Below are 25,130 nucleotides of genomic sequence, written 5' to 3' on the forward strand. Positions count from 1 at the left end.
AAACAATTAAAAAAAAACAATTAAATAAAAAAATAATTAAAATATGAGAAAGAGAAAAGATATTTTCATTTGAACATATTTTTAACTTTTTCATCTGATTTCATGACTTTTTCTTTTTGTTTTTTTCTGTATTCAACTAACTTCTCGGCTATTTTTTCATCTTGCAATGCTAAAATTTCAAGTGCTAAAATAGCAGCATTTTCTCCCCTATCAATTCCTACTGCTGCTACTGGAATTCCTGGAGGCATTTGGACTACACTTAATAAAGCATCCATTCCATCCAGCTTGCTCTCAACAGGGACTGCAATGACAGGTTTTGTTGTTAAACTTGCAATAACTCCAGGTAAGTGGGCAGCTAAACCAGCAATTGCTATAAAGACCTTTGCATTTGAGTTCTTAACAATCTCTTCAACTAACTCTGGGGTTCTGTGAGCTGAGGCAACTCTAACCTCAAATTCTACACCAAACTCCTTCAAAACATTAACTGCCTTTTCTGCAATTTTTAAATCACTCTCACTTCCCATAATTATGCAGATCATGTTTTCACCTACTTTTATTTTTTATTTCAACAATGAAACAATACGAAAGACTTTTATTATTTGGGGCATATATATTTAGTTTGCGGAGGTGTTAATATGAAAACTCTTGAAAATTTAGTTAAGGCATTTGCCGGAGAAAGTATGGCAAGAAATAGATATCAACTCTATGCAAAGATTGCAAAGGAAGAGGGATATATATTTGTGTCAAAAGTTTTCCTTGAGACAGCAGAAAATGAAAAAGAACACGCAGAAACTCTTTTTAAGCTTATTCAAAAATTGAGGAGAGGAGAATCTATAAAAACTGAAGTTAAGACTTCAATGGTTTGTGGAGATACTGTAGAGAATTTAAAGGCTGCAATAGATGGAGAACACCATGAAAATACCATCATGTATCCTGAATTTGCTGAAATTGCTGAAAATGAGGGGCTTAATGATATAGCGGGGAAACTTAGAGCAATAGCAAAGGCAGAAGAACATCATGAAAGAAGATACAGAAAAATCCTTGAAGCTATTGAAAATGGAACAATGTTTAAGAGAGATGAGGAAGTAGAATGGGTATGTCTTGAGTGTGGATATATTTTCAAAGGAACTGAGCCCCCAGAGAAGTGCCCATCATGTGGACATCCAAAGGGTTACTATGTTGCAACAGATATGCTTTCTCTTTAAAAATAAAACCTTTTTAAAATCATTAAAATAAAAAATAAAATATAAAATAAAAAATATTTTTTGGGATATTATGAAAGAAAGAACTTTTGTATTGTTAAAGCCTGATGCAGTTAGAAGAAAGTTAATTGGAAGAATTATACAAAGATTTGAGGATAAAGGGTTTGAGATCGTTGAGATGAAAATGATAACACTCTCAAAAGAAATGGCTGAGGAATTTTACAAAATGCATAAGGGAAAGGATTTTTACGAAAGATTAATAGAATTCATGACGTCTGGTAGGGTTGTGGCGATGATTATTGAGGGGGAGAATGCAATATCAGTTGTTAGGAAGATGATAGGAAAAACAAATCCAGCAGAAGCAGAGCCGGGAACTATAAGGGGGGATTTTGCTCTATCTACGCCAGATAATCTAATTCATGCATCAGATTCAAAGGAAAATGCTGAAAGAGAAATAAAGTTGTTTTTTGGTAAATTAGAATAATTATCCAATTTTGCCATAATTTCTTAAAGGATAAATTAAAATTTTAGAAAATTAGAGATAATTAGGTATTTTGAATGTGGTCATTTTTAAGAGCAACTAATAAATATGAAGTGGAGTTTAATATAACCACCAACTATTTTGTTTAGTTATATCAATTTAACAATTTAATCAGGTGATTTTTATGGCTTTAAGATGTCCAATAGTTAGTGTTTTGGGGCACGTTGACCATGGGAAAACATCGTTACTTGACAAGATAAGAAAAACACGTGTAGCAGCAAGAGAAGCGGGAGGAATTACACAGCATATTGGAGCGAGTGAAATACCGATTGATGTGATAAAGAAGGTGTGTGGAAACCTTTTGCAAATGCTTAAAGCAGATTTAACAATTCCTGGTTTGTTAGTTATAGATACTCCAGGGCATGAGGCATTCACATCTTTAAGGAAGAGAGGAGGAGCATTAGCAGATATCGCAATTTTGGTTGTTGATATAAACGAGGGCTTTAAACCACAAACTATCGAGGCAGTTAACATATTAAGGCAGTATAAAACTCCATTCGTTGTTGCAGCAAACAAAATCGACTTAATTCCTGGATGGAACTCAAAAGAAGGGCCATTTGTCTTAAACTTTAATGAACAAAACCAGCATCCTAACGCATTGACAGAATTTGAGATTAGGTTGTATGAAAATATAATAAAGCCACTAAATGAAATGGGCTTTAATGCGGACTTGTTTACAAGGGTTGAAGATATTACAAAAACTGTCTGTATTATTCCAGTATCAGCTAAAACAGGGGAAGGAATTCCAGATTTGTTAATGATGATTGCAGGTTTGGCACAGAAATTCTTAGAGCAAAACTTGAAGTTGGATGTTGAAGGATATGCAAAAGGAACTGTTTTAGAAGTTAAAGAAGAGAAAGGTTTGGGTAAAACAATTGATGCTATTATTTATGATGGAATTGCAAGAAGAGGGGACTATGTTGTTGTTGGTGGACCAAATGGAATTGTTGTATCAAAAATCAAAGCATTACTAAAACCAAAACCATTGGATGAAATGAGAGACCCAAGGGATAAATTTAAGCCAGTTAATGAAGTTGTGGCGGCAGCAGGGGTTAAGATAGCAGCACCAAACTTAGAAAATGTCATTGCCGGTAGTCCTTTGAGAATAGTCCCAGAAGATAAAATAGAAGAAGCAAAAGAAGAGATAATGAAGGAGATTGAAGAGGCCACAATAGAAACTGATGAGGAAGGAATTTTAATCAAAGCAGATACCCTTGGCTCACTTGAGGCTTTGGCAAATGAACTTAGAAAGATTGGGGTTAAAATTAAGAAGGCCGAGGTTGGAGAGGTCTCAAAGAAAGATGTTATAGAGGTTGCATCATTTAAGCAGGTAAATCCACTTTATGGGGTAATTATTGCTTTCAACACCAAAATATTGCCAGATGCTAAAAAGGAGATTGAGAAATATGATATAAAGGTATTTGAGGGTAATATTATCTACAAACTTGTTGAAGATTATGAGGAGTGGTTAAAGGCAGAACTTGAAAAGATGAAATTAGGAGAAATGGCAAAATTAACAAAACCTGCAGTGATTAAGTTACTTCCTGGATGCATATTTAGGCAAAAGAACCCAGCAATTTGTGGAGTGGAGGTATTGTATGGAACTTTGAGGGTTGGGGTTCCACTTATGAGGGAAGATGGTAGAAGGTTGGGTATTGTGAAAGAGATTCAGAATAAAGGTGAAAGTGTTAAAGAGGCAAAAGTTGGAGAGCAAGTTTCCATTGCTATAGATGGAAATGTTGTCCTTGGAAGACATATAAAAGAGAACGACCTTATGTATGTTGAAATTTCAGAAAACGAGGTTAGAAAACTCTACCACGACTACATAAATGAACTTAGGGGAGATGAGCAGGAGGCACTTTACAGATACATGGAATTAAAGCAAAAATTAGAAAACAACCCATTCTGGGGTAGGTAATGACTTTTCTTAATTTTTTATTTTTTTCAATAGTTTATTTGTAAATTTAAATGAAACCTTTAAAAAAGGTTTCATCCAAATCGGATGCACTGCCTCGCTACGCTCGGCAGTGCCTCTTTTAGGTAAAAATAAAATTTCCATCCTAAGGGTGATTTTAACTTGATTTTGTTTTATTTTTGATATTGATTTTATCGCTATTTCCATCCCCCTATGGGTCTGATTTTAACGTTGTAGCACCACAACAACAAGGTGGACAGCAACAACAAGACCCGAGTTTCCATCCCCCTATGGGTCTGATTTTAACTAAACAGAATCGGAGCAAACATAACAGCAATGCTTGAGGTTTCCATCCCCCTAAGGGTCTGATTTTAACAGGATGATGTTAAGAAAATCGTAGAGTTTCTTTCTTCATAAGTTTCCATCCCCCTAAGGGTCTGATTTTAACTCAAGTTCAGCAATGCACTTAAGAAGTAAAATATCAGTTTCCATCCCCCTAAGGGTCTGATTTTAACTGTGAATGCGATGATGGATTAACAGTTAAAGCATTGTTTCCATCCCCCTAAGGGTCTGATTTTAACTACATGAATGATGCTAAAAGGGTTGTTATAGTTGTTGAGAAGGGTTTCCATCCCCCTAAGGGTCTGATTTTAACGACAATGAAGAGCCAAACCCACTAAACAATAAACTTAGTTTCCATCCCCCTAAGGGTCTGATTTTAACACTTTCCAAACGCATAAGTCCAAATACTGCTAAAAATGTTTCCATCCCCCTAAGGGTCTGATTTTAACGTAACTTTGCAAGTAACTCAAGAATTTCCAGTAACTTGTTTCCATCCCCCTAAGGGTCTGATTTTAACCTCATTTATTATGTGCCACACTTAAAAAAAGATTATGTTTCCATCCCCCTAAGGGTCTGATTTTAACAATTTGAAAATAAGCAGTTAAACAAATCTCTCAATAGTTTCCATCCCCCTAAGGGTCTGATTTTAACATAACTCCTCCTAATCCGCTGTCTAACATATTCGTTAAAAGGTTTCCATCCCCCTAAGGGTCTGATTTTAACAATTTGTTACAACCAAACAACTTGCAGAAGAGTGGTTTCCATCCCCCTAAGGGTCTGATTTTAACTATAGCCAGAAAATACCCATATTTCAAAACTCTACAGTTTCCATCCCCCTAAGGGTCTGATTTTAACGTATTATTTGATGATTCCGATGAGTATGCTAAAAAAGCGTTTCCATCCCCCTAAGGGTCTGATTTTAACTCGTACAGATTACCGTCTGAAATTTTGAAATTCTCAGGTTTCCATCCCCCTAAGGGTCTGATTTTAACAGGACAATATTTTGCTCTTTTTCCTATATAAAGGTTTCTATTTGCTTCTTTTCGAAACCTTAATTTTCAAAGGGGTATTAACAGTGTTCATTTATATACCTCTGCACTTCCCTAAAAATCGTTTAAATTCGAAATAATTTTTTAAAATCTATTTAAATCGTTAAATAAACTCTATCAATCGGGGAAAATTTGAAATAATTCCTATTATTCCTTAAAATCAAAAAATCTCAATAAATCCATAAAATTAAAGATTTGGATTATTCAAAATAAAGCACCCTCCGAAATTTGATAAAAATCCTTAAAATTAAAAAATAACCCCTAAAAATCAATTAAATCAAAAAATAAAAATTTTTAGCGAGGGAATGGTAGTAATACTTTTCATGAATTTTATAATACTAAAATCCAAATCTTGGAATCCAGAGCTAAGAAAACTATAGTTGTTCGCCTTACAAATGCACTAAATCCTCATTAAATTATAGGGGATAATAACCTTTATTTGGAATTTTACAATATGATTTATTACCTTTAAAAAATTTGATTGCATCTAAATCCGTGCAAAAAATTGGTGAATAACTATAATATTACACATTAAAAATCTAATCATCCTTTTCTAAAACACTAACTCCATTCCCAACTTTTGTGTAATAAACTCTTCCCCAAACTTCTTCAAACAACTCCTTAACTTCCAAAAGATGTTCTTTTTTTGGAATAGAAATTATAGCAGGTCCTGCACCACTAATAGTTATGCCATAAACCTTGTCCTTAACTTTTTCCTTAACTTCTTCATATTTTGGAATTAACTTTGCCCTGCGTGGTTCAACAACTTTATCCACCATCATATACTTTCCAAACAATTCAATGTCATTCCTAAACAAACTATAAACCATACCACATGCCTTACCGACATTATTTATCATATCTTCCATCTCAATTTTTTTAGGTAAAATTTCCCTTGCTTCTTTTGTGCTTATTTGGATGTCTGGCAAAGCAATTAAGACATTCATCTCAACGGGAATATGCAAAATTTCTAATGGGTTGTAGTTTGTAACCATTGTGAATCCACCAAATATTGCTGGGGCAACGTTATCGGCATGTGGAGAGCCAGCAGCAACACCTTCCCCTAATGCGGCATATTCAACCAACTTTAATTTTGGGAGGTTTAGGTTGAAGAGTTCATTTATGGCCACTGCAACACCAGCAGAGGATGCTGAACTACTTCCTAAACCACTACCTGGTTTTATGCCTTTTGTTATGTGAATTTTTATACCTTCCTTTATATTAAAATCTTTCATCATTGCCTTTGCTACAACACCAGCAGTATTTTTATCAGGTTCTGTAGGAATTTCTTCACTTTTTTCCCCTTCAACCACAATTTTTATGCCATTTTCTTCCATTTTCTCAACGCTAACTATATCATATGGCTCATCTAAACATAAACCAAATACATCAAACCCAGGTCCTAAGTTGGCAGATGTTGCTGGAGAACGAACAGTTACTTTTCTCATCTTATCACCCATATACAGTAAAACCTTTAGGTTTTGCCAAATAATATTTCGCAGACAACTATAAAAAACAATATTTGTAAATTGTTTTTAACTTTAAAACGTAATGCTTATATATTACAATGTATTAAATTTGTTCAGAAAATTTTGAACATTTTGAACATATATATGTTGGGTTGGTGTAATTATGGAGGAGGTAAAAAGGGCAGTTATAGAGTTATTTTCAGAAATTGCCAAGATTCATGGTTTGAACAAATCAGTTGGAGGAGTTTATGCGATTCTCTATTTGTCTGATAAACCATTATGCATAGCAGATATAATGGATGAATTAGGTATTAGCAAAGGAAATGTGAGTATGGCATTAAATAAACTTGAAGAATTGGGTTTTGTAAGAAAGGTATGGATTAAGGGAAAAAGAAGGAATTACTATGAGGCGATGGATGGATTTTCTTCATATAAGGATATTGTAAAAAAGAAACATGATGTAATAACCAAAACCTACGAAAAATTAAAGGAATTAGAACAAAAATCTGAAGGAGAAGAAAAAGAGTTCATAAAAAGAAAAATAAAAGGTATTGAAAGGATGAAAAAGGTCTCAGAGAAAGTTTTAGAGCTTCTCAATAAATTAGAGGGCTAATTATAAATTGTGGTGGTATAATGCTTGAAAGGATATTGAAAAAAGTGGCACAGTTCTCAGATGAGAAGCCCTTTCTAATGCTTTTAATTATCCTTATTGTTACAATTCTTGCCGGAATTTCTGCAACAAACATCAAATCCCAGACAGCATTTGAAAAGATGCTGCCTCAAGATAACCCCATTATTAAGACATTATATGAAGTTAGGGATAACTTTGGAGGAACAGACATTATAACCATTTGTATAAAGTTGAAACCCTCTGATAGCTCTGATAAAGTTGTTGATATAAGGGACCCAAGAGTTTTAAAGGCGATAAAGTATCTTGAAGATGATTTAAAGGGAATAGATGGAATAACAGGCGTTAGTTCTCCTGTTGATGCCATAATAACTGCAAACGGAGGGGTTGTACCTAACGACATTGATACTGTAAAGAAAATTTACAATTCCCTCCCAGAAGAGCAAAGAGCGAAGATATTTAATAATGATTTCTCGATGGTTGTTGTTAATGCCTATACCGATGCAGGGGGAGATCAGAAAAAGTTGATGAGGGTTTTGGATGATGTAAATGAGAGGATTGAAGAAGCTCCTTTCCCCCCTGGAGTTGAAGTTGTTTGCACAGGAACTCCACCTATGAGGAAGTTAATGGATGAGTTAATGAAAGAAAGCCAATCTTTCACAACAGTAGTGGGTTTAATTGGTGTTTTGTTGGTGCTGTTCCTATACTTCAAAAAGCCACTATCAACAATAATGCCTCTAATACCTGTTTTAATAGCAGTTATTTGGACTGGGGGAGCGATGGGGCTCTTAGGAATTCCGTTAGACATGGCAACAGCTGGGATAGGTTCATTATTACTTGGTATGGGAATTGATTATGGAATCCACCTAATGCATAGGTATGAGGAGGAAAGAAAAAAGAAAAGACCAGTAAAAGAGGCAATAGAAACAGCAGTTGTCCAAACAGGTACTGCAGTTATGGCCACAACAGCAACAACAGTTGTTGGTTTCCTTGCACTGACCTTAGCCCCCCTACCAATGATGGCAAACCTTGGGAAGGTTTGTGCTTTGGGAATCTTTTTCTGTATGATTGCAGTTCTGACTTTATTGCCAGCAATGATAATCATTGAAGAGAAATACATAATACCACTAATTAAAAAACTAAAAGGTGGTAATGATGCTAACTAAAATCAAAGAGACATTTAGATTTAAAAAATTATTTGTAATTCCACTGATTTTCTCCATACTACTCAGTGTCAATGCCTTGCAGATAGACAACCCCCAATATCAGCCATTAACCATACATCCAGGAGATGATGTTGATATTTGGTTTAAAATAACAAACGATAACTATGATAATGAAATTAGGGATTTAACTGTTAAAATAACCCCGCATTACCCATTTGAGTTAAGACAAGTAAATCCTGAGATAGGTAAAGCAACGATCTCCCACTTAAACCCAGGAGAAAGTGATACTGTTTACTTCAAACTGCATGTGGATGAGAACGCCCCTTCAAGGGATTATAGGATTGATGTTACGGTTAGTTATGATGAAGTTGAAGATGAAAATGGGGAGGAAGTAGTAACTCACCATGAATTTACCAAGGTCTATTATTTGCCAGTTTATGGGATTGCAAACTTTGAGATAGATGCAAATAATTTAACCTTAACCCCTGCAAAAACCCAAACAATCCCAATAACTGTAATAAATAAAGGAACTGGAACTGCAAAGGAAATATCTTTAAACATTGGAAATAACAACTTTATCTCACCAGTGGATAAAACAAAGTTCTACTTGGGAGCATTAAAACCAGGGGAAAAGAAAACCGTATATATAAAACTTCATACATCAGATAATGCATTAGAAGGTTCCTACATAATTCCTTCAACAATAACGTGGATAGATGAAGATGGAACCCAGAGAACAGAAAATATAAATCTTGGATTCGTTGTGAGGGGGGATATTTTACTTGGCATAAGTAATGTTGTGACTGAGCCAAAGGAAATTAAGCCAGGCAATACATACTGCAAGATAGAAGTAACAGTAACAAATAACGGTCATGGTGAGGCAAAGGATGTTGAACTTAATTTAATTGCCAAATATCCATTTAAAGATAGTTGGAGTAATTGCAATATAAAGAACATTGGAACCCTGCATGGTGGAGAATCAAAAACAGTAACCTTTTACATAGATGTTGATAAATATGCAAAATCTGGGCATTATGAAGTACCAATAAACATAACTTATTTGGATATATTCAATAAAGAATACTCTACAACAAAAACAATCAATATATATGTAAAACCAAAGCCAATATTTGAAATACTCACAAAAGAGGTTAAAGTAGAGGCGGGGAAGGAAAATAAGGTTTACATAACCATTAAAAACATTGGTAATGAAAAGGCAGAGAATGTTAAGATTTCTGCAATAAGAAACTCTGGACAACCATTTGACTATCCACAGAAGAGTGATACGATAGGAACTCTCTATCCTGGAGAGAATGGAACTGGAGTTATTGTTATTGATGTAGATAAAGATGCAAATCCAAAAGAATATATCATAACACTTGAAATTAGGTGTGCGGGAGATAGGGATGAAGGGGATGATAACGTTTATATTTCCCAAAAACCTTTAAAAGTGATTGTCGAGAATTCCAATGGAGGAAACTTCGGAACATTGGTGGGGTTAATAATAATCATAATTGCTTTAGTAGCAATAGGATATTACCAGTTGAAGGGAAAGAAACAGTAAAAATTGAGCAATAATTAATATAATTTATTTTTGTCGTTCTTTTTCCAAATATCCTTTTATTTTTCGTATTTTTTTATTTTTATTAATATTTTTAGGTGATGTCATGGAAAAACCAGTAAGGAGTATGTTTGTTATTTGGGTTACGACTTTTGTAACTATGCTTGGTGTTGGTTTTATTGCACCTATTATGTCAATATATGCCCAAACTTTGGGAGCTACGAACTTTGAAATTGGTTTAATATTTGGTTCATTTGCACTTGCAAGAACAATAGCTCAGATTCCAGCGGGTGTTTTATCGGATATATATGGGAAGAAGTTTTTTATTGTGAGCGGAGCATTTTTTTATGGAGTTTTTACACTGCTGTATAATTTTGTTAATACAGTTTTGGGCCTTTTAATTGTTAGAACTTTCACAGGAATCTTTTCCTCTTTTGTAACACCAGTAGCAGGTTCTTATGTGGCAGCCATAGCACCAAAGACAAGATTAGGGGAATATATGGGAATCTTTAATTCTGCAATTACATTGGGTTTTGGTGTAGGGCCGTTCGTAGGAGGAATTCTTGCTGATATGTATGGGATTAAAACACCATTCTACTTTTGTGGATTTTTGGGAATTTTGGCGGCAATTATAAGTTATACGAAGCTGGAAGATATTGCTTTTAAAAATATAGGAAATACAAAAAATAAAATTAAGTTATTTTCATTTGAATTCTTAAGAAATAGAAATTTTTTATCTTCTTTTGTTATCAACACATCTAATGTAATGGTAAATGCAGGGATAATTACTTATTTGGCATTATATGCAACCAACTATGGCATAACCATGGGTCGTATTGGTTTCATGATTGCAGCAACTAATCTTTTAATGGCATTGCTCCAAAGGAATTTTGGAAAACTCTACGATAGATTGGGGAATGTAGTAATAATCTTTGGAATTTTTATAATGTCATTTGGAATGTATATGTTATCAATATCATCCTCATTTTTGAGCATGGTGGCTTCATTAACAATCGTAGCAATTGGAAGTTCGATATGCACACCTGCTACAACGTCCCTTGCAATTAAAGATATTCCAACACATAGAAAAGGAGAAGCTATGGGGCTTTTTACAACAAGTATAAACATAGGAATGTTTATAGGTTCAATATTCTTTGGATTTTTGGCTGATATTTTGGGAATAGCAAATATGTTTAAAGTTTCAGCCATATTTTCAAGTATAATAGGCTTTATAAGTTATTTGAGAATAAAAAATAATAATTAACAATTAAATAGTCTCTTCATCAATCCACTTCAAAAATTCCTCTGAGCCATGAATTATTGGTATTGCAATAATGCAGGGGTTTGTGTAACTGTGGAGTTTTTTAACTTCTTCAATAATCTTTTTTACCAATTTTTCCTTTGTTTTTAATATTATTGCCACTTCGTTATCATTTTCAATCTTTCCCCTCCACCAATACATGGATTCTATCGGGAAGATGTTTGCACATGCCACTAATTTACTCTCCAAAAGATGTGATGCTATCTTTTTTGCCACTTCATGGTTGCTTGCAGTGATATAAACTAACACATACATTTTTAACACCAATTTTGGTTTTATTGGTTTTATTTGATTTTATAATAAAAAAATATAAATTAAACTCCAAATATATTTAATGTAAATATCACATCACATACACTCCAATCTCATATTATTTTATAAAGAATAAAGTATATATACTATAAAATGAACATATACAAATAGATACAGTGGGGTGATTGCCAATGAAATTATTAAGAAAGTTAATGTCTAAAAGAGGGCAGGTCTCAATGGAAATAGGTATCTTAGTTGCTGCTGCAGTAGCAGTTGCTGCTATTGCTGCGTACTACTATGTAACAAATGTTAAAACTTCAGCAAAAGGTGCAGGAGATACTGCAAATAAAACCATAATAAAAATAAATAAAACCGTTTATAGTGAAGTTGAAGGTTTAAATGACACAAGTACGGGTTGGTAATTGTCTGAAGTGTTAATAGGTATGCTAAGTAGTTTAGGTATCTATAATAATAAACTATAAAAATATAAATTACTTATTTTTTCTTTTTGGGTGTCTTTATGCATAAAAAACTTTTTTCTAAAAGAGGGCAGGTTTCAATGGAAATTGGTATTTTGGTTGCATCTTCAATAGTAGTTGCAACAATTGCATCTTATTATTATATCACTAATTATCTAAATTCACACCCTGAGAATGCGGGTAAATCTGCAAATAAAACTATAATAAAAATAAATAAAACCGTTTATAGTGAAGTTAAAGATTTAAATGACACAAGTACGGGTTGGTAATTGTCTGAAGTGTTAATAGGTATGCTAAGTAGTTTAGGTATCTATAATTAAGCAACCATAAATAAACACACCCATTATACATTAGATAATCTAAATCTGGAAAAATACTTGATAATGAATATACATTTACAATCTCCCTTGGACTTATATTTTTATTCATTGTTGGGACTTATAGGCTAATTAAAGGAAATATAATAGAAAAATCGTTCTTTGGTTTGTTAATACTCTTAATATTGAATATGCTAAATATTGAGATTTTCCACATTTATATACCATTTTTTAGTAATCAATATGATAGCGTAAGAATGGGCTGCCATATTCAAATAATAATGCCTATAATTTATGGAATGGGATTATATTACATAAATAATTTAATAAATAACATTAAAAATCCTAAGAAACATAGAATTTTGAGGACGGTTTTTGCAATTGCTATTTTATCCTATTTTTCCTTTTCCACAGTAACAAATTACACAATTCAGAAAGAACACATCGAAAATACCCATTATTTTGTTATTGATGATAATGACTTGAAACTATACGATTGGATAAATAAGAATAACATAACAAACCAGGAGTTTTTAAATTTTGGAGAAGATGCTGGGCAGTATTTACCATTATACACTAAAAACATGCCTTACTATTATTTTACTAAATTTTCATCCAACAAAACAAAATTTGGAAATCTGACCTTTAACGAGCTCTGTCAATTGGTGGATAATAAAAATTATGAGAAATTTGTGAATGTATGTAAAGAAGAAAACATAAGTTATATATTTATTTCAGATTATATAGGTCAGTATGATGGTGGATTTTTTAACAACACTAAATACTTTGAAATATTGTATCAAAGTGGTAATGCAAAGATAGTAAAAGTTAAATGAATATAATAATTGATGAATAATTAGAATTTGAATAAAAATTTACAACTTTTAAATTTAATAACTTATTAAGTTTGCTTATAATTTTTAATTAAATTGGGTGTCAAAAATGAGAATAATGGGTTTAACTGATTTACATGGAAAATTAATAAACTTTAATAAAATTTTAAGATACAAACCGGATGTTATATTAATCTCAGGAGACATAACTCACTTTGGGAGAGATTTTAGGATAATAGACCTTTTAAAAAGCGTCAATGAAAATGTTAAGGTCTTAGCAGTTCCAGGAAATTGTGACACAAAGGAAGCAATAGAAAAATTAAACAAATACAATTTAAATATTGATGAAAAATGCAACGAAATAAATGGAATAAAGTTTGTTGGAATTGGAGGGAGCAATAGAACACCATTTAACACTCCAAACGAATATGAAGATGAAGAATTATTCAATAAATTTCTAAAAGGAATAAAGGACATTGATAAAAATACTCTAAAAAATAATTTCATTTTAGTTACTCATGCTCCACCAAAGAATACAATGGCTGATAGAGTTGGGGATACCCACGTTGGTAGTGAAGCTGTAAGAAAAATAATTGAAGAATATCAACCAATCCTTTGTGCATGTGGGCATATCCATGAAAGTAGGTGTATAGATAAGATTGGAGAAACCATAATCGTAAACCCATCACCAGATGCCTTTTTTGTATTTGATACAAAGACAAAATATTTAGAGATTATAGAGTTAAAACCCTAATTGAGTGAAAATATAGTCATTTATTTATACATAAAAATTTCTAAAAATTTCCTTATGGTTTTAATTATTGGTGAATATGGTCAATTTTAACGCAAACTTGATAAATATCAAAAATTAAAAAATACTAAAATATAGTTAGTGATAAAAAGTATTGCATTCAATATGGTAAAAATGACTGCCAGTCAATATTCCTTATTCAATTCAGAAAGTTTTGTCACTAACTATAAAAAAGGTGCTTCTGATGACAATCACTTATGAATTAATAATTTATGGGAAAGTCCAACATGTGGGATTTAGGGAGCGACTTGAAGATATTGGAAGAGGTTTAGGAATTGATGGGATTGTTTATAACTACGAGGATGGGAGTGTTAGGATTTTAGCAAACTTCCCATCTGAAAGGAAAAAACGACTGTTCAAAGAATTCATAAAGGATTTGGAAGAAGAAGATAAATTAATTAAAATTAATAAAATTGAGGAAAAGGAGTTAAATGCATATATTGAATTTCCAAAAGGATTGAATAGAATCTCTGCGGATGACTTATTGGAGTTGAATAAAAAGTTAGATGAAGGGGTTAAATATATTAAATTAATCTTTAATGAATTGGAAGAACATAAAAGGTTATTGATTGAAATTAAGGATAGTATGAATGAATTAAAAGAAGGAATTAATGAATTAAATAAAAAATTTGATGTTTTAATTGATATTTTGAAAAATAAATGAGTTTTTTACAATCTCTTTTCTAAATGCTTAATGAACTCATCTACATCTGGAACATAAGCCCCACATGCGAACTTATGCCCCCCTCCACTTCCACCAACTTTATAGGAGGCATATCTTATTGCATCTGCCAAATTTATGTCCTTAGCAAATGCTAAGAGCTTTGGACATCTTGCAGAGACCTTATATCCATCCCCATTATCCGCAATTGCAAATATTGGTTTTTTCCAATCAACCTTTTCTAAGGAATATGTTAAACTTGCAACAATTCCCACTATTTCCGCCTTTATTTTGTCTGTCTCAAAGTATTGGAATTTATCTTTTTGTATAACCTCTACTTCATCTTTAACATGATTTAATGATTTTGCTAAATTTTTCCTATGCTTCCTCAACATTGAGAGCATTTTTTTATAATAACTCTCTCTATCCCCCCTCAAAACATTCAACGCTATCTCATACTCCCCATATCTTGCACATGCATTTATGCAGGTTGAAAATTCCTCCAAATCCCGTAGTGGTGTTTTAAATTCCTCATGAACAAACTCATAGACCTCTCCAAAAATAACCTTTGGTAAGTATATACTCCACTCCCTTGGGACATATTTGTTACATTTATGCAAAAACTCACTTCCTAAGGCCCTCTTACATTCAAATGGAATCTCGCACAACGATAACGTTGGATTTATGTCCAAGTTGTATTTTTCACCAACATTCATAATAAATCTAATGATTCTTGAATCATTGTTGACCAAATCAGTCCTAACATCTGTAAAATACTTCATGGAAATAAATAAAGGCCTTGTTTGCTTTCCATAGAATTGTAAATCCATGTATTTTTTAACATCCCCTCTTTCAATCGCATCCTTTAAAATTTTCTCATTTAATCCCTTGAGTTTTCCCTCAAAGTTCTGAATATCTCCAATAGAGCCAAGGACAGCATATTTCGCCAAGTCCGTCCATCTTGGATTGCATATTTTTGCAAAGAAATAACAAACTCCTGCCCCACAGATCTCTTTTCCACCATCTTTATTTAAATTCCACGGATTGACGTTTATTATATTTTCTGGAATTTTTACATTCTCGACCATGTGATGGTCTAATATGATTACTTTTTTATTGGTGTTTTCAATTTTTTCTTTTATTAAACTTAACTGCCCACTCCCCAAATCGGCAAATATTATCAAATCGTAATCAGAAAATGGGATTTCTTCAATGCTATTAACATTAATCTGCCTCAAAAACATAAAATCTGCATCAATATTTAATCTTTCCATTAGTTTTTCCAATATAATTCTTGAAGTTATTCCATCAGTATCTATATGTGTGCATATCAAAATATTTTTGTCTTTATTTTTCCTTAGCGTTTTTACGGCTCTTTTTAAATTTTCCATGATAGTCACCAAAGGATGAAAATTTTAACATCACATTAATTTTTAAAAACATGTATTGTTTGCGTAAAATCCATCACTATTTTAAAGCATTATTTTTACAATATTTTTATGTTGTTTCTTAGAATTTATCATAACACCCATTTTTAGTTTTAATTTATAGTCATCTACTAACCGCTCCTCTAATCAAAAACAACATAACCACATATCAGCCAATAAAAACAATAAAAAATATAGTTGTTCGCCTTACAAATGCATGAAATCCCTATTAGATTATATAAGGGATAATTAACCTTTATTTGGAATTTTACAATATGGTTTATACCTTTAAAAAATAAATGGCAAAACAAAGTTTTGCCGTAAAATTTGGCGAACAACTATATCAAGACTCATCCGTATATTTTTTGACAAAACTTTAGGTTTTGCTGTATTATATTTTTAACTCCTGGGGGGTATTTATAGTTCATAATGAAACTTTTTAAACCATGATAAATTTGTTATGCACAATATTTAAAATGCACTAATACTCTCAAAGATTCGTGGTTTATTTCAAATTTTTTGGCAAAACCTTTTGGGTTTTGCCGTATATTTTAAGGAAGAATAATATTCATACTTTGCTATATATTATGCATTGATCATAAAATATTTTTAACAAGTCCATCCTTTAAAGTGCCGTCTTGAATGAACATAAGCGTTGCCGTATAAAATTTACGGTGAAAACCATGTTTAAAGAGGATACAAAATTCGCATCAAAATTTGAAATAGATGTATTAAATGAACTTACAAATGGGAATTTTGCGTATGATGATTTGATATTGTTGGAAAAAATGAGTGGTTTAGATTATAGGAAGAGAGTATATTTAAATAACACACAAATTGGGACGTTAGAGTTTGATTTAGTTGATTTGAAGTGGAAATTCATCCCATCTGCTGGTTATTATTTAATTGAAGAACCAAAAATAAAAATAAAACCTACAAAGAGAAAACTGAAAGGAAAGTGGGTCGATGAAAGTTTAATTGAAAATATTGAAGAATTAAATCAGATAGATGATGAGGAATATGTTGGTGTATCAGTTGGCAAATTTGTTGGTGTGGCAGTTAAGAGAAAAGGGAAGTTAAAGGTTAAAGACCTAACATTTAAGAGAGAAATAGAAACGAAAAAAATACAGGACTTTTTAAAGGAAAATGAAGACAGAATAAGAAAAATGGAAAAGAAGTCCATAGAATTTATTAGAAGATATGTCGAGAAGTATAAAAATAAAAGTAACTATGTCATAAATGCCTCATTCAGCGGGGGGAAAGATAGTTCCATCTCTACATTGTTGGCTACGAAGGTCGTTGAGGATATTGATGTCCTTTTTATAGATACTGGGTTGGAGTATCCGGATACCATAGATTTTGTAAAGAAATTTGCTAAGGAATATGATTTAAATCTCCATGTTATAAAAGCAGGCGATTTTTGGAAAGAACTTGAAAAAGAAGGCATTCCAACAAAAGATAATAGATGGTGCAATAGCGTATGCAAACTAATCCCACTAAAGGAATTCTTTGAGGAAGAATATAAAAACAAAAAAATTATAACCATAGATGGCACGAGGAAATACGAGAGTTTTACAAGGGCGAAGTTAAAATATGAAAGAAGAAACCGATTTATACCATTTCAAACATCAATTTTCCCGATTTTGGATTGGAATGCCTTAGATGTGTGGAGCTACATCTATATTAACAACATACTTTACAATCCATTGTATGATAAAGGATTTGAGAGGATTGGGTGTTATCTCTGCCCTGCTGCTTTAAATAGTGAATTTTTGAGAGTTAGGGATTTGTATCCAAAATTATTCAATAGATGGTTTAATTATTTGAAAAAATTCTATGCTGAGGAGGATGCATTGAGAGGATTTTGGAGATGGAAGGAATTTCCACCTAAGATGAAAGAATTAAGAAAGATATTAGAAGAAAAAAACAAATAAAATAATAAAACAAAAAATAAAGATAAAATAAAATAATATATTCAGTAAATATAGTTGTTCGCCAAATTTTACGGCAAAACTTTGTTTTGCCATTTATTTTTTAAAGGTATAAACCATATTGTAAAATTCCAAATAAAGGTTAATTATCCCTTATATAATCTAATAGGGATTTCATGCATTTGTAAGGCGAACAACTATAAAGCCAATAAATTATCAGTGGGGAGGGGACTTAATGCTATCAAAAGAAACTATCATCAAAAAAATAAAATCCTATAAGCCATGTAAAAAATGCAACAAACCGCTACCAAAAACAGTCCCCATAGAAAAATTAAACCTAAAAAATAGAAAAAACATTTGTGAATGCGGAAAAAGGCATATAGATGATGTCATGCTGAATGTTTATGAAATAATGAATAATTTTGGGGAATTCAAAAGTGAAAACGTCTCCTTGAAAGATGTTGGGGTCCCACTAATAGAGGTAGGGTATCCATTGAAATACCTTCCAGTGCTGAGAGAAAATGAACTTATCATAATGGCAGATGTTTCAAGGGAATGTGCAGAAGAGATTGTTAAGATAAAAGAAATAAAAGGAGTTCTTTCCACTAATCAAAAATTTTCCTCAAACTCATCAGATATAAACAAACTATTGGCTGGAGATGATTTTAGATGTGATGTTTTTCCACTTGGAAATGATTGTATAATAGTTTGCAAAAACCAATCAAAAGTCCATATAGAATTTCCAAGACCCTATAATCCAAAAGTTTCAAAGATAAAACGCCTTAACCTTAAAAATAAGGTTGTTATTGATGGATTTTGTGGTGTTGGGACATTGGGAATGGTTGCATTAAAAATGGGGGCAAAGAAGGTAATTTTTTGTGATATAAATAAACATGCAATAGACAACCTGATTTACAATATGGAATTAAATTTTGGGGAGGAGATTTTTGAGCGTGTTGAGATTTTTAACGCCGATTTTTTGGATTTGGATGTTAAAGGAGATATATGCTTTGTAGATTTATTCCCATACATGGAACCAGATATTTATTTAAAAAAAGCAAAAGAGATTGCAGATGAAGTGGTTATTATTTAGCATCAATAAGCGTCAATAAATTTTCTCATAAAATAGTCAAATGATTTGTTTTTCTTTCTTGCAATTTCAATAGAATAATGCTTTAAAATTTCTATCATAAAATTGATACGAGAGTCATTTTTTGGTATTAGATTATTAAATTGCTCTTTTGTTATAGTATTGGCATCAATATTATGTGTAAGCTTTATTTTTAATTTTTTAGCAAGTTCTGGACTAATACCTGCAATATACCAACTTTCAATTTTTTTAATTACTATGATAATTTTATTATTATCTACATTTTTATAACGTTGTTTTATTTTTTCCTTTCTTCTAGTTATACATGGGGAATTATTAATATCCGCAACATAAATATAATCCGCCCAATCCATAGATTCAATACTTTTTATCCAATTAATTATTTTTTCATCTTTTTCTTCAGCATATTTTATTATTTGTACATGGTCATATTTCTTTTCAAGAAGTGGTTTTATAACCCTTTCAAAAAATCTTTCATCATCATTTCCCTCAACAAAAACATATAGTAGTTTGTAGGTCATTTAGATGCCCCCCAAAATATTCTTAACATATAATTCTTCAATTCCTATTTCGTTTTCCAAAAATACTTTAATTTCTTTTTTGTCTAATGGTCTTGAAATTGTAGAAAATCCTTCTTTATTTCTTGAAACTACCAGAATGTTATCCAAACCTGCATATTTTACCATTTCAGGATTATGTGTTGTTACAATAATCTGTTTTTTACGGGAAGCATCTTTCATCATTTCAATGACTTTCGAAATAAGATAAGGATGTATATTTCTTTCTGGTTCTTCAATAATTGTTAAGGGTTTCTCTTCAAAATATACTGCAATAATTAAAGCAGTTATATTAATAGTCCCATCAGAAATTAAAGATGCTGGCAAATATTGTTCTTTAAAGTATTTTTCTCGTAGTTTAAATAATAAAGATTTGTCTTCAAATTTTTCTACATTTAAGTCATCTACAAACGGTAAAAGCTCACTAATTAAATTATAGAGCTTTCTTTTTTTCTCTTTATTTTCAATAAGATTCTTAAGAACAATAGATAAGTTACTTCCATCTTCTTCTAATTCAAATTTACCTGTAATTTGTGTAGCTTTTTTTGAAAGTTTTGGATCTATATCATATATAGCCGCGTTTTGCAAATCGTCAATTATAGGTATTAAAGGCAAAATTGCAAAAGATACTTTAAGAATAGATATATTATTAGGTAATTTACTTTCTAATAATTTTAATGATGGTGGGAACACAATATCCTCTTTTTTTAATGGTAATTTTGAGGGAGTTTCTAATTTAATACGCAATTTCCCTTTATTAAGTGAACAAATTAATTTTCCTTCTCCCAACTTTTTATTAGTATTTTCTTCAATAAAATTACATTTCAAAGTTAGTCGTTCATTAACACTCTTAAATCCCAAACCTCTTTTTTTGAATTCCATAACAAAATCATAAATAACTTCACAAACTTCCATTGAAAACTTTTGGTTTTTTTCGGATAATATTGGTACGTTAAATTTTTTATCAAAAACTACTCTTATTGATAAGTTTTCGGACGGGCCTATTTTCATATTTCTTAAGTACTCAATACCCCCTTGCATGGATATTGCGTTATCTAATCCATACATAGATAAATCTCTTAAAAATTTAAATATTTGAATAAAATTTGATTTTCCTGAAGCATTAGGCCCAATTAACACATTAAATTTCCCAAGGTCAACATCCAATTCTTTAAAACTTTTGAAATTTTTGACACATATTCTTTTTATAACCATAATTATCCCTCACTCAACTGTAACACTCTTAGCTAAACCTCTTGGCTTATCAACATCCCTACCGAGGTCAACGGCCTTATAATAAGCCAACAATTGGCATGCTGGGGCATAGACGAATGGGCTAACCTCCTCCATGACATCTGGGACTTTTATAATTTCATCAACCTCAACATCTATTGGAGAGATTGCAACAACCTTTCCATTTCTCGCTTTAATTTCTTCTATATTAGATAAAACTGAATTTAGGAGCTTGGAGTTTGATGGTGGGACTAAAGCAACGGTATCCATGTTCTCATCAATCAATGAAATAGTTCCATGCTTTAAGAACCCACTACTCATTCCCTCTGCATGCAAATAGGTAATTTCCTTAAACTTCAAAGCCCCCTCCAAAGCATTTGGTAGATTTATCCCCTTGGATATAAAGATGTAGTTATGAACTTTTAAGTTCTCTGCAATCCTTTTTATCTCATCCTTTTCATTCAGCACTTCTTTTATATAGTTAGGGATTTTCTCAATCTCTGCTCTATATTTGCTCATATCCTTGCCAATAACTTCCCCATATTCAATAAACAACCTATATAGTATCATTAACTGGGCCATATATGTTTTTGTTGCACATACCGCAATCTCAATTCCTGCTCCCATCATGATTGTTATATCCGCCTCTCTTGTTGCAGTGCTTCCCAAAACATTTACAATTGTTGCCGTCTTTGCATTTTTACTCTTTGCATACCTTATTGCCTTTATTGTGTCGTAGGTTTCCCCACTTTGAGTTATTGCAATAACCAAGGTTTTTTCATCAACAACTCCCTTAATTAAAAACTCTGATGCGTCTATTGGAATAACTACCTTTCCCATCATGGCAAACCAATACTCAGCAACCATTGCTGCATGTAGAGATGTTCCCATAGCAACAATATACACTCTTTCATAATCCTTCATCAATTTTGCAAGTTTTTTTATTTCTTCTCTTGAAATTTTGGCAGAGATTTTTAATATCTCTGGTTCTTCCATAATCTCTTTTAGCATGAAGTGTGGATAACCCCCCTTCTCAGCACTTTCTATGTTCCACTCTATCTCCATAACTTCTCTATCTATTTTTTTGCCGTTGTTTTCAATTGTCAATGAAAAACCATCTCCTCTTTTAATAACCACGAAATCCCCATCTTCTAATGGTATTGCCTTATTTGTAAATTCCAAGAAGGCGGATATATCACTTCCTAAGAAATATCCATCCTCTTCGACACCAACCATCAATGGACTTTCATTTCTCGCTCCAATGAGAACATTTGGGAAGTTTTTATTTATTATTGCCAATGCATAAGTACCATTTAATTTTTTTATGGCATTTTTAACGGCATTTATGTATTCATCCTCAGAGGGGTTTTCATATTTCTTTAGCTCCTCTTCAATTAAATGAGCAACAACTTCTGTATCCGTCTCTGATTTAAATTCATGACCTTTTTTAATTAATTCCTCTTTTAATTCTTTATAATTACTTATAATTCCATTATGAACAACTGCGATTTCATTTTTACAATCAGTATGTGGGTGGGCATTTTGTTTGCTTATCCCTCCATGTGTTGCCCATCTTGAGTTATGATTAATTATTAGATTTCCAATAAAATTATGATAATCTTCAACCTCTAAATCATAAACATACTCAACATCTGATTCAATCTTTTCAATCTCAAATTTTGTCCAAACCACATCTCCATCTAAGAATTTTTTTAGGTAATTTGCTTTGTCATATAATCCCCTACTGTTTAGTTCTTCGATAATCTTTTCTATTGTGTAATCAGTACAATAGTTATCTCCATTTTTTATTGTTTTTAATGGAACTCCCACAAACTCTATTATTTCTTTTTTAGTCAGTGGAACTGAAATATATCTAAAGTTAAGTCCTTTCATTTTGTTTAATATGCCGTTTAATTTTTCCATTTTGTCCTTTGCAGTAAAGCCAATGTATTTTTTAAATAATTCAAAGGATTTTTTATCACTTATAAGAAGTTTATGGGAATCATTCCAATTTTTCTCTTTTCTCTCCATTTTTGAATATGATGCTAAAATTCCAAATCTCAACAACAAGAACTGAATTTCTTTTATAAGGCATTCGGAAGTCATTTCTATACCAATTTGCTTAGTATTAACTCCCATATAACCTTCTGCATCAAATATTCCCCTTAAATATGATGCAACTAAATCATTATTTAATCTAAATACAAATTTTGGAGTTCTCTCATTACCTGTTTTATTAAATAACTCTGGAATGTTCTCTTTAAACCAATCAACCAAGTATTTGCTGTTTATTTCCAATATGTAATGATTACCTTCTCCTTTTTTGATATTTCCTTCTAAGTTAAAGACATTTTTAAATAGTTGGTTGTATTCCTCCAAAACTTCTTTTCTTTCATCTTTTAATCTTAATGTTCTATTTGAAGAGAAATATCCGTCTCCAATAATATAACCAATAATTTGCATTAATTCAGGAGTAGGAGTTTTTGGGAATTTAACTGGATTTGTATAATGTAAATTATTCTCATTTATAACCTCTTCAAAGTTGATGCCATAGAGAGAGCATAATTTCTTTAATCTCTCTTCTTCAATGCTTTCCAATTTCCCATTCTCAATTTTTGTAATATATATTTCTTTTACCCCTTCCAATTTTTCAATATCTTTTCTTGTTAATCTCAATTTTTCTCTAACTTTTCTTAGTTTATTTCTTATTGTCTCATCCAACTTATAATGCCTTTCAACATATACATCCTTAAACTCAACACTATCATTAAAATTATAATTCAACTTTCTCACTATACCAATCAACTCATTTCCATTCAAATCCTTAACACATTTCTCAACTATCTTTCCATTCTCTACAACAAACAGTTTATGCTCTCCAGTTGTAATAAGTTCAGAAAAAGCAGTTTTTATCTTATATAATATCTTTGGTGCTTTATGTTTAAACTTTTTGATTTTTTTGTTATATAGTTTCAAATCTTCAAAATTAACTGATAAAACCTCATCTTTATCAATTTCAGAAATCTTTTTCATTCTTCCATCTGGTAGTATAACATAAGTGTCTGGATGCAAACAATGCCCTACACCAATATTTCCCTCGACACTCAAAAAATTCTCCTTCTTTGCAACTTCTTCAACTTTTCCAACGTTCTTTTTTATTGTTAAGTTGTTGTCATTCACAACCCCAATCCCACAACTGTCATATCCCCTATATTCCAATCTTAATAATCCTTTTAATAAAACTTCAGATGCCTTTTTATTTCCAATATATCCAATTATTCCACACATTGTTTCTACCTTTGTAATTTTTCTTTGAAACCTTTCATAGATTATCTTTAATTACTTCAGCTATTGCTCTTGATAATGTTGGTGGAACGCTCTCTCCAATCATGTTATATTGTGTATTTCTCCCACCAAAGAATACAAAATTATCATCAAATCCCATTAATCTCGCTTGCTCTCTAACAGTTAAGAGCCTATCTTCAAACGGATGGATAAACCTTCCCTTTCCTTTAACTGTGGGGGCTAATTTGTAAGGATGTAGTCGGAACCAATTTTCCATGATTTTATTCTTTCCCTTAAATTTATATAAACTTTCCCCCCACTTTAATTTTGAAATTAATGCCAATTTTTTTGGAGAGAGTTTTTGTATCTCGTGGTTTGGGGCATTTTCATCTATATTGCTGAGAGCATCAATGACAACTCTCTTTTCACGTTTTTTTGGTTTTAATTTTATGTTGGATATGAACATCCTTGCTCTTTTAGATGGATTTCCATAATCCTCTGCCCTCAGTATATTAAAGTATACTTTATGTCCAATATCTCCAAACAATTTCTTTAGTTCATCCTTTATTTCCTTTATGTGGGGAACGTTTTCCATGATAAATATTAAATCATCATTCTTTTTTGTGAAGTAATCTACATAATTTATATAGTAGAGGACAAGTTGTCCTATTTTATCTTTATATAACCTATCCACTGGATTATCTTTAATTTTTATATTTGCTTTTGTAAATGGTTCACATGGGGGAGAGCCGATAATTACATCAACTTTCTCTTTATTTATAAATTCATCAAACGCCATTGGAGGAATCCTCTTAATATCGTCCACCCAAACCTTTGCACCAACGTTATACATGTATGTTTTTGCAGAGGGTTTAAAGTTTTCGATTCCTCCCAATATGTTAAAATGTTTTTTAAATCCTATAGAGAAACCACCACATCCGCAGAATAAGTCTATAACGTTTGGTTTTTCTTCCATATAATCCACCAAAGTTTTTTATAAACTAAGATTTATTTAAATTATAATAGATATTAAATTATA

The 25,130-nt window shown here is 31.7% G+C and carries 22 protein-coding genes and 1 CRISPR repeat array; of the genes, 14 read left to right on the top strand and 8 right to left on the bottom strand.

The genetic code is table 11. The features are described 5' to 3' along the window. Positions 1-65 precede the first annotated feature (65 nt). Positions 66-539, bottom strand: a complete 474-nt coding sequence (purE, locus tag METIG_RS07350) for a 5-(carboxyamino)imidazole ribonucleotide mutase (RefSeq protein WP_013799584.1) — start codon at positions 537-539, stop codon at positions 66-68. A gap of 96 nt (positions 540-635) precedes the next feature. Here purE and rbr point away from each other — a divergent pair, with 96 nt between their 5' ends. The 3 genes from rbr to infB all read left to right on the top strand — a co-directional run bounded on the left by rbr (position 636) and on the right by infB (position 3,661). After that, complete coding sequence (gene rbr, locus METIG_RS07355) at positions 636-1,205, top strand: rubrerythrin (RefSeq protein ID WP_013799585.1); 570 nt, start codon at positions 636-638, stop codon at positions 1,203-1,205. A 70-nt stretch (positions 1,206-1,275) separates the two neighbouring features. Next, positions 1,276-1,686 (top strand): nucleoside-diphosphate kinase, encoded by a 411-nt coding sequence (locus METIG_RS07360; RefSeq protein WP_013799586.1) that lies wholly within the window; start codon positions 1,276-1,278, stop codon positions 1,684-1,686. Positions 1,687-1,867: 181 nt separating this feature from the next. Then, positions 1,868-3,661, top strand: a complete 1,794-nt coding sequence (gene infB, locus METIG_RS07365; RefSeq protein ID WP_013799587.1) for a translation initiation factor IF-2 — start codon at positions 1,868-1,870, stop codon at positions 3,659-3,661. A 196-nt stretch (positions 3,662-3,857) separates the two neighbouring features. Then, positions 3,858-4,992: a CRISPR direct-repeat array (repeat unit 31 nt; unit sequence GTTTCCATCCCCCTAAGGGTCTGATTTTAAC). Between the two features lie 596 nt (positions 4,993-5,588). Here the strand turns inward: infB and METIG_RS07370 are convergent. After that, positions 5,589-6,497: a homoserine kinase gene (locus METIG_RS07370; protein ID WP_048055586.1), complete on the bottom strand. Its 909-nt coding sequence runs from the start codon at positions 6,495-6,497 to the stop codon at positions 5,589-5,591. Positions 6,498-6,681: 184 nt separating this feature from the next. On the opposite strand from METIG_RS07370, the gene METIG_RS07375 reads away from it, so the two are divergent. The 4 genes from METIG_RS07375 to METIG_RS07390 all read left to right on the top strand — a co-directional run bounded on the left by METIG_RS07375 (position 6,682) and on the right by METIG_RS07390 (position 11,137). Then, positions 6,682-7,131, top strand: a complete 450-nt coding sequence (locus tag METIG_RS07375) for a GbsR/MarR family transcriptional regulator (RefSeq protein ID WP_013799589.1) — start codon at positions 6,682-6,684, stop codon at positions 7,129-7,131. Positions 7,132-7,151: 20 nt separating this feature from the next. After that, positions 7,152-8,312: an efflux RND transporter permease subunit gene (locus METIG_RS07380; protein ID WP_013799590.1), complete on the top strand. Its 1,161-nt coding sequence runs from the start codon at positions 7,152-7,154 to the stop codon at positions 8,310-8,312. Further along, entirely contained in the window at positions 8,302-9,876 is a 1,575-nt protein-coding gene (locus METIG_RS07385; protein WP_013799591.1) for a COG1361 S-layer family protein, read from the top strand. The genes METIG_RS07380 and METIG_RS07385 overlap by 11 nt, the downstream gene beginning before the upstream one ends. A gap of 103 nt (positions 9,877-9,979) precedes the next feature. Continuing rightward, positions 9,980-11,137, top strand: a complete 1,158-nt coding sequence (locus tag METIG_RS07390; protein ID WP_013799592.1) for an MFS transporter — start codon at positions 9,980-9,982, stop codon at positions 11,135-11,137. A 3-nt stretch (positions 11,138-11,140) separates the two neighbouring features. Here the strand turns inward: METIG_RS07390 and cutA are convergent, their stop codons facing one another. Beyond that, entirely contained in the window at positions 11,141-11,449 is a 309-nt protein-coding gene (gene cutA, locus METIG_RS07395; RefSeq protein ID WP_013799593.1) for a divalent-cation tolerance protein CutA, read from the bottom strand. A gap of 188 nt (positions 11,450-11,637) precedes the next feature. Between cutA and METIG_RS07400 the strand changes: the two genes are divergently transcribed. The 5 genes from METIG_RS07400 to METIG_RS07420 all read left to right on the top strand — a co-directional run bounded on the left by METIG_RS07400 (position 11,638) and on the right by METIG_RS07420 (position 14,550). Continuing rightward, positions 11,638-11,868: a class III signal peptide-containing protein gene (locus tag METIG_RS07400; RefSeq protein WP_048055587.1), complete on the top strand. Its 231-nt coding sequence runs from the start codon at positions 11,638-11,640 to the stop codon at positions 11,866-11,868. 98 nt (positions 11,869-11,966) lie between these two features. Next, the gene (locus METIG_RS07405) at positions 11,967-12,194 is read left to right on the top strand and encodes a class III signal peptide-containing protein (protein WP_048055588.1); all 228 of its coding nucleotides are present in this window, start codon (positions 11,967-11,969) and stop codon (positions 12,192-12,194) included. 329 nt (positions 12,195-12,523) lie between these two features. Then, entirely contained in the window at positions 12,524-13,078 is a 555-nt protein-coding gene (locus METIG_RS07410) for a hypothetical protein (protein WP_172632620.1), read from the top strand. A gap of 106 nt (positions 13,079-13,184) precedes the next feature. Beyond that, positions 13,185-13,829 (top strand): metallophosphoesterase, encoded by a 645-nt coding sequence (locus METIG_RS07415; protein WP_048055589.1) that lies wholly within the window; start codon positions 13,185-13,187, stop codon positions 13,827-13,829. A gap of 241 nt (positions 13,830-14,070) precedes the next feature. Continuing rightward, complete coding sequence (locus tag METIG_RS07420; RefSeq protein WP_013799597.1) at positions 14,071-14,550, top strand: acylphosphatase; 480 nt, start codon at positions 14,071-14,073, stop codon at positions 14,548-14,550. Between the two features lie 5 nt (positions 14,551-14,555). Here the strand turns inward: METIG_RS07420 and recJ are convergent, their stop codons facing one another. Then, on the bottom strand, positions 14,556-15,938 hold the full coding sequence (gene recJ / locus METIG_RS07425) for a single-stranded-DNA-specific exonuclease RecJ (RefSeq protein ID WP_013799598.1): 1,383 nt from the start codon (positions 15,936-15,938) through the stop codon (positions 14,556-14,558). A 719-nt stretch (positions 15,939-16,657) separates the two neighbouring features. Between recJ and METIG_RS07430 the strand changes: the two genes are divergently transcribed. Both METIG_RS07430 and METIG_RS07435 read left to right on the top strand, forming a co-directional pair. Next, on the top strand, positions 16,658-17,908 hold the full coding sequence (locus METIG_RS07430; protein ID WP_013799599.1) for a phosphoadenosine phosphosulfate reductase domain-containing protein: 1,251 nt from the start codon (positions 16,658-16,660) through the stop codon (positions 17,906-17,908). A gap of 232 nt (positions 17,909-18,140) precedes the next feature. Continuing rightward, entirely contained in the window at positions 18,141-18,998 is an 858-nt protein-coding gene (locus tag METIG_RS07435; RefSeq protein ID WP_013799600.1) for an RsmD family RNA methyltransferase, read from the top strand. 2 nt (positions 18,999-19,000) lie between these two features. Here the strand turns inward: METIG_RS07435 and METIG_RS07440 are convergent, their stop codons facing one another. The 4 genes from METIG_RS07440 to METIG_RS07455 are packed head-to-tail and all read right to left on the bottom strand — an operon-like array spanning position 19,001 to position 25,067. Continuing rightward, positions 19,001-19,537 carry a hypothetical protein gene (locus METIG_RS07440; RefSeq protein ID WP_013799601.1) on the bottom strand — a complete coding sequence of 179 codons (537 nt, stop codon included), beginning with the start codon at positions 19,535-19,537 and terminating at the stop codon, positions 19,001-19,003. Continuing rightward, a complete protein-coding gene (locus METIG_RS07445; RefSeq protein ID WP_013799602.1) occupies positions 19,538-20,788 on the bottom strand; it encodes an AAA family ATPase in 1,251 nt (416 codons plus the stop codon). A gap of 9 nt (positions 20,789-20,797) precedes the next feature. Next, positions 20,798-24,094, bottom strand: a complete 3,297-nt coding sequence (gene glmS, locus METIG_RS09330) for a glutamine--fructose-6-phosphate transaminase (isomerizing) (protein WP_013799603.1) — start codon at positions 24,092-24,094, stop codon at positions 20,798-20,800. A gap of 34 nt (positions 24,095-24,128) precedes the next feature. Further along, a complete protein-coding gene (locus METIG_RS07455) occupies positions 24,129-25,067 on the bottom strand; it encodes a DNA cytosine methyltransferase (RefSeq protein WP_013799604.1) in 939 nt (312 codons plus the stop codon). Between the last annotated feature and the right edge of the window lie 63 nt (positions 25,068-25,130).

Origin of the sequence: Methanotorris igneus Kol 5, from assembly GCF_000214415.1 — an archaeon.
Taxonomy (GTDB): Archaea; AGJL01; Methanococci; order Methanococcales; family Methanococcaceae; genus Methanotorris; species Methanotorris igneus.